This is a genomic window from Burkholderia sp. Ac-20392 (assembly GCF_017104585.1).
Classification (GTDB): domain Bacteria; phylum Pseudomonadota; class Gammaproteobacteria; order Burkholderiales; family Burkholderiaceae; genus Burkholderia; species Burkholderia lata.
The window spans coordinates 1-5,581 of the sequence record NZ_JAAGPB010000514.1; the positions used below are offsets into that span (position 1 = coordinate 1).

Sequence of the window (5,581 nt, forward strand, 5' to 3'; positions counted from 1 at the left end):
TGGCCGGTGCAGCCGCGCCGGGCCCCGGCTTTTACGCGGGGATCGCGGCGATCGGGATCGGCCAGGGCCTCGTGCTGCCGTCAGTCGTGCGGATCGTGCTCGCGGAAGTCGACACGGCGCGCGCGGGGGTCGCCTCCGGGATGGTCACCGCGATGCTGCAGATCGGTGCGGCCGTCGGCGCGGCCACGCTCGGCGGCATGTTCTTCGCCCGGCTGGGCGCGCATCCGGCCGCGCTCGATTATGTGCAGGGCTTCAGGACGTCGATGTTCGCGCTGACGGCCGTGCTGCTCGTGTGCATCGCGCTGTCGGCCATGCTCGGGCCGCTGCATCGGCGGCTGCACCCCGGGACGTAAGCGCGACGGGAATCGCAGCGACGGCAGGGTCTGACGCGGAAACGGTGCAGAGGTAGCGGCTCGCCTGGAGCCGGCTTACGCGTGATGCTTGCGTTGCGCCTGTCGCGCTTCCCATTCGGCCAGCTCGACGCGATAGCGCGCGAGTGCTTCGTCGTAGAGATCGAAGACGCACGGCGAGCAGCCGCTGTTGCAGCAGTCTTCCAGTTCGGGTTGGATGGGCGGGGTCGGACGGGGATCATCGACGGACGGATCCCCGGAAGGTTGGTTCGGCACGGCGTGGTCCGGTGAAGTAAGACGATCAGTATAGGTCGATCCGGGCCACCGCCGCTTTCTGCAGGCCGAACGGCTGGACGGCTGTCGGTTCGACGCGGCCGTCGACACCTTCGACGTCGCCGGGTCGATCACGCGCATCACCGTATCGTCATACGTCCGGAAGTAATACTTGCGCGCCTCCAGGTCGGCGATCGTGATCCACTGCGTGTACTTCGCAGACCGGCGTGTCGTGATCGAGCGGGCAGCGCAACGGCGAACTCATCGATAATGGCGCGAAGGCAGACGGCATCGATCCGTTGCACTCGCCCCATTCACGCCACACAGGAGCTGCGTCATGGCTGAAGCAGTGAATCCGCCGGAAGTCTGGGCGCCGTTCGGCGCGTTCTCGATGGCCGTGATCCAGGGTGACGGCCGGATCGTGCATCTGAAGGGGCAAGTGGCCCTCGACCGCGACGGCCAGGTGGTCGGCCACGGCGACATGCGCACGCAGGTGCGGCAGACACTCGACAACATCCGCGCCGTGCTCGCCACGCTGGGCGGACAGATGCAGGACGTGATCTCGCTCGTTCACTACGCGACCGACATCGATGCCTTCATGCAGGCCGGCGACATCCGCAGGACGGTCTTCGCCGAGCCCTATCCCGTGACGACGACCGTTCAGGTCGAGCGTCTCTACCATCCCGATCTGCTGATCGAGATCACTGCTGTTGCCGAGATTCCGCTGGCGCGGTTTCGCCGGCCTGCATCGCGTGCGTGAAGCGGCGATGCAGTGCGCTGCCTCGCCGCCTCACGCGCCGGTCGGCTCGTTCCCGACCGGCGCGCTTCCCCGCCACCCGCGCGCTTACTTCACCTGCGCGCCCGGCTTCGCGGCGCCCGCACCCGCCTTGTCGGCCAGCGGCTGCCACGCGGCACCGAGCGAATACCAGTCGACGCGGCGCGTGAGCGTCATGATGCCGGCGAGGATCGCGAACAGCAGCAGCGAACCGAGCATCAGTGCGTTGTCTTCCGACAGCAGCAACCCGTAGAGCGCCGCGTAGAGCACCCCGAGCAGCACCGCGAACACCACCCCGCGCTTCACGCTGTGCAGCACGAACGACAGGTAGAAGGCAAGCAACCCGATGCATGCGCCGCTCGCCGCGAGATACGCATACGCGAACCTGATGTGCTCGGACAGGCTCAGCAGCAACAGGAAGAACAGCGCGAGCGACAGGCCGACCAGCGTGTACTGGATCGGGTGAATGCGCAGCCGCTTCACGAGTTCGTACATGAAGAAGCTCGCGAACGTGAGCATCACGAACAGCGCGCCATACTTCGTCGCGCGTTCGGCCTGCAGATAGACGTTCACGGGTTCGATCACCGATACCGACGCCATTTCGATCGCGCCTTCCCCGTTGCCCGAGATGATCTGTTCACGCGCCTTCGTGTTGAACGACGTCACGCGCCAGTTGCCGGTGAAGCCGCGCGCATCGACCGTGCGGTTGTTCGGCAGGAACGCGCCGTCGAAACTCGGATGCGGCCACGTCGATTTCAGCGAGAAATCGTTCTGGTCGCCCACCGGCGCGAACGCGACGGAATCCGCGCCGCGCAACGGCAGGTCGATGCTGAACGGCACGGCCGCCCCCGCGTTTGCTTCCGCCAGCGCCGCGAGATCGACGTTCGCGTGCACACCCTGGCGCAGGCTGTCCAGCCGCGTGCCCTGCTCGACGTCGAAGCGCGCGCCGCCGATGCGCAGGTCGGGTTGCGCGGTCAACCCACGAATGTCGCCGATGCCGATCGACACATAGACGTCGTCGACCTTGAAGCTCACGTGGCCGTCCGCCTGAGGCAGCTTCTTCAGGTCCGGCAACGGCAGCGTGCCGGTCATCCGGCTGGCCAGCTCGTACACCAGCGCCTTGTGGATGCCGCGATAGCGGACGCTGGTCGTCAACGTGCCGTCGACGTTCAGCGTCTTCGGAAACACGAGCAGGCGCTTCGTCTCGCTTCGCAGGCTCGTCTTGGCCGCGCCGCGGGCCGGCGTGTCGTCGCGTACGCGCGTGACTTCCGTGTAGTGCACGACGAGCACGGGACCCGCCACCGTCTGCGGCCCCGCATAGCTCGACCAGATGCTCTGCAGCGCATCCCGGCGATACGCGGAGCGTTCCTGCACGATGCTTTGCACCATCTGCAGCGGGATCAGGATCAGCAGCGCGAGGAACGCGGTGATCGCGAATTTGAACAACAGGACTCGATTCATGGCCGACAAGTACCGGAGTAAAAGGGTACGGTCAGCATGAGCAGCCCCGGTGAAGGGCGATTGAAGCCGGTGTGAAGCGAATGTGAGGCGAACGTGAAGCGCGCTCAGCCCGCCGACGGCAGCGTGAGCGTCGCGCACGCGCCGCCTTCGTCGCGGTTCGCGAGCGCGACCTGGCCGTGGTGCAGCATCGCGACTTCGCGGACGAAACACAGCCCGAGGCCCGTGCTGCGATCCTGCCCGTCGGGGCGCGGCAGCGAGTAGAAGCGCTCGAACACGCGCGCCAGTGCGTAGTCGGGCACGCCGGGGCCGTCGTCGGCCACGCGCACGACGGCGACGTGCGCCCTGCCCGCCGGCTGCCGTTCGAGCGCAATGCGGATCGTGCTGCCCTTCGGCGCGAAATCCAGCGCGTTGTCGAGCAGGTTGCCGAGCGCCTGGCGCAGCAGGAACGGATCGCCCTCGACGACCGCCGGGTCGGCCGCGTCGTGCGCGTCGATCGTGAGGTTCACGCCGCGCTGCCGCGCGCGCGGCTCGATATCGTCGACGAGCTGTTCGAGCACCGGCCGCAACGCGACCGGTTCGCGCACCGACAGGCGCTGCTTCTGCTCGACTTCGGCCAGCGCGAGCAGCTTGCGGATCATCTGTTCGAGGCGGCCGGCCTGGCGACGGATGTTCTCGGTGAAGCGCCGGCGGTTCGCGACCGGCATCTCTTCCTGCAGCAGTTCGGCCGCGCCGCTGATCGCCGCCAGCGGGCTTTTCATCTCGTGCGTGAGTGTGTGGATGTAGGTTTCGACGTACTGGCGGTCTTCCAGCCGCTGATGCATGCTTTCCACCGCGCGCCCCAGCTCGGCGAGTTCGCTCGCGCCCTGCAGCGGCATGTCGGCCCGCTCGCCCGCCGCGATCGCGCGCGCATAGCGCTGCAGGCGCCGCAGCCCGACCACCAGCCACCAGGTGCAGGCCACGCCGATCAGGATCGCACCGCCCATCAGCAGCGCGCCGTACAGCATGATCTTGCGCTGGCTGCGCGCGATGAACGGCGCGACCGTCTGGTTCGGCTTCGCGATCGTCAACACGCCGATGATCTCGTTGCCGCGACGGATCGGCGCCGCCACGTGCATCACGGTGCTGCTGTCGTCGTTCGGATCGCTGCGCGTGCTGCGCGCGCCGTACTCGCCGCGCAGCGTCCGGTACACGTCGTTCCAGCGCGAATAGTCCTGCCCGACCGCCTTTCCGGACGAGTCGTAGCGCACGATGCCATGCGCGTCGGTGATGTAGAGGCGGTAGCCGATCGCGTTCTTCTGCACGCCCCATACGTTCGCGCTGACCGGGTGTTCGTGCAGATTCGAGAGCTGCCGCGCGAACGCGCCGTCGGCGATGTGGCCGTTCGCCATGTCGTCGGCGGCCAGCGTCGCGAGCACTTGCGCGGTATCGACGAGCGTGTCCTCCATCGCCTCGCGCACGCCCGGCTTCACCTCCTGCACGAACACGCGCAACGTGATCAGCGCGGCCAGGCCGACGATCAGGAAAAAGCCGAAGAAGATGCGCAGGCCGATATGCATGAACGGAGCCGGTCGTTACGGTTGCAGCGAATAACCCATCCCGCGATGCGTGCGGATCGGGTCGCGCTCGGGGTCGATCGCGCGCAGCTTCGCACGCAGCGTCTTGATGTGCGTGTCGACCGTGCGGTCGGCCGAATCGAAGGCCTCGTGCCACACGAGGTCCATCAACTGTTCGCGCGAATAGATGCGCCCCGGATGGCGGACCAGCAGCGCCAGCAGCCCGAATTCGTAGCGTGTGAGGTCCAGCGCGTGCCCCAGCCACGACACGCGCGCGCCATCGGTATCGAGTGTGAAGCCCGGTGCGATGGTCGCAGCCGGCACGGGTACGGGTGTCGCTTCGGGGGCGGCCGTCCGGTAGAAACGCCGCAGGATCACGCGCACCCGCGCCGCCAGCTCGCGCGGCGAAAACGGCTTGACCACGTAATCGTCGGCGCCGATTTCGAGCCCGACGATCCGGTCGATTTCATCGTGCCGCGCGGTGAGGAAGATCACCGGCACGTCGGAGAACGTGCGCAGCCGCCGGCACACCTCGAAGCCGCTGAGATCCGGCAGGCCGACGTCGAGCACCACGAGATCGAAGCGCGTGTCGCGCAGGTGGTCGAGCGCCGCCTGGCCGAGTGTGCAGTGGACGGTCTGCATGCCGTCGGTGCCGAGGGCGTAGATGATCGTGTCCGCGATCGCCACTTCATCTTCGACGATCAGGATATTGGGCTGATGCATGGTCTCAGGCTGGGCTCGCGCAATCCGGTGCGACATTGTACGCACGGCCGGCCGCGGCGCGAGCCCCTGCCCGTCGCGCTATGCCACGCGGCCGGTCACCGGAATCGACGCGCCGGTGATCGCCTGCGCGTCGGCCGACAGCAGGAAGCCGATCGTCGCCGCGATCTGCTCCGGCTTCACCCAGCGCGTGAAATCCGCGTCCGGCATGTCCGCGCGGTTCGGCGGCGTATCGATGATGCTCGGCAGGATCGCGTTCACCGTCACGCCGCGGTCGAGCAATTCGGCCGCCAGCGCCTCGGTGAGCCGCGCGACGCCGGCCTTCGCGGCGGCGTACGCGCCCATCCCCGTGCCGGCCTTGAACGCCGCGCCCGCGCCGATGTTGACGATGCGCCCGGCCGGGTTCGCCAGCAGGTGCGGCAGCGCGGCCTTCGATGCGTTCAGCGCGG

Annotated in this window: 6 protein-coding genes and 1 pseudogene; 2 read left to right on the forward strand and 5 right to left on the reverse strand. The window is 67.8% G+C overall.

The window, feature by feature from the left end; genetic code table 11:
- Positions 1-353: pseudogene (locus tag G3N99_RS33490) on the forward strand (MFS transporter); the annotation flags it as partial.
- A gap of 75 nt (positions 354-428) precedes the next feature.
- Here G3N99_RS33490 and G3N99_RS42625 read toward each other — a convergent pair.
- On the reverse strand, positions 429-626 hold the full coding sequence (locus tag G3N99_RS42625) for an oxidoreductase-like domain-containing protein (protein WP_011354524.1): 198 nt from the start codon (positions 624-626) through the stop codon (positions 429-431).
- Between the two features lie 334 nt (positions 627-960).
- On the opposite strand from G3N99_RS42625, the gene G3N99_RS33500 reads away from it, so the two are divergent.
- Positions 961-1,383, forward strand: a complete 423-nt coding sequence (locus G3N99_RS33500; RefSeq protein WP_174986272.1) for a RidA family protein — start codon at positions 961-963, stop codon at positions 1,381-1,383.
- An 84-nt stretch (positions 1,384-1,467) separates the two neighbouring features.
- Here the strand turns inward: G3N99_RS33500 and creD are convergent, their stop codons facing one another.
- The 4 genes from creD to G3N99_RS33520 form a co-directional block, all read right to left on the reverse strand.
- Positions 1,468-2,859: a cell envelope integrity protein CreD gene (gene creD / locus G3N99_RS33505; RefSeq protein ID WP_206124515.1), complete on the reverse strand. Its 1,392-nt coding sequence runs from the start codon at positions 2,857-2,859 to the stop codon at positions 1,468-1,470.
- A gap of 104 nt (positions 2,860-2,963) precedes the next feature.
- Positions 2,964-4,415 carry a two-component system sensor histidine kinase CreC gene (gene creC / locus G3N99_RS33510; RefSeq protein ID WP_174986276.1) on the reverse strand — a complete coding sequence of 484 codons (1,452 nt, stop codon included), beginning with the start codon at positions 4,413-4,415 and terminating at the stop codon, positions 2,964-2,966.
- A gap of 15 nt (positions 4,416-4,430) precedes the next feature.
- A complete protein-coding gene (gene creB, locus G3N99_RS33515; protein ID WP_174986278.1) occupies positions 4,431-5,135 on the reverse strand; it encodes a two-component system response regulator CreB in 705 nt (234 codons plus the stop codon).
- 78 nt (positions 5,136-5,213) lie between these two features.
- A partial coding sequence (locus tag G3N99_RS33520) for an SDR family oxidoreductase (protein WP_206124516.1) occupies positions 5,214-5,581 on the reverse strand: 368 nt, incomplete at its 5' end.

Coding starts and splice junctions, on each gene's coding strand:
- G3N99_RS33500 (WP_174986272.1), top strand. CDS start 961: ATGGCTGAAGCAGTGAATCCGCCGGAAGTCTGGGCGCCGTTCGGCGCG.
- creD (WP_206124515.1), bottom strand. CDS start 2,859: ATGAATCGAGTCCTGTTGTTCAAATTCGCGATCACCGCGTTCCTCGCG.
- creC (WP_174986276.1), bottom strand. CDS start 4,415: ATGCATATCGGCCTGCGCATCTTCTTCGGCTTTTTCCTGATCGTCGGC.
- creB (WP_174986278.1), bottom strand. CDS start 5,135: ATGCATCAGCCCAATATCCTGATCGTCGAAGATGAAGTGGCGATCGCG.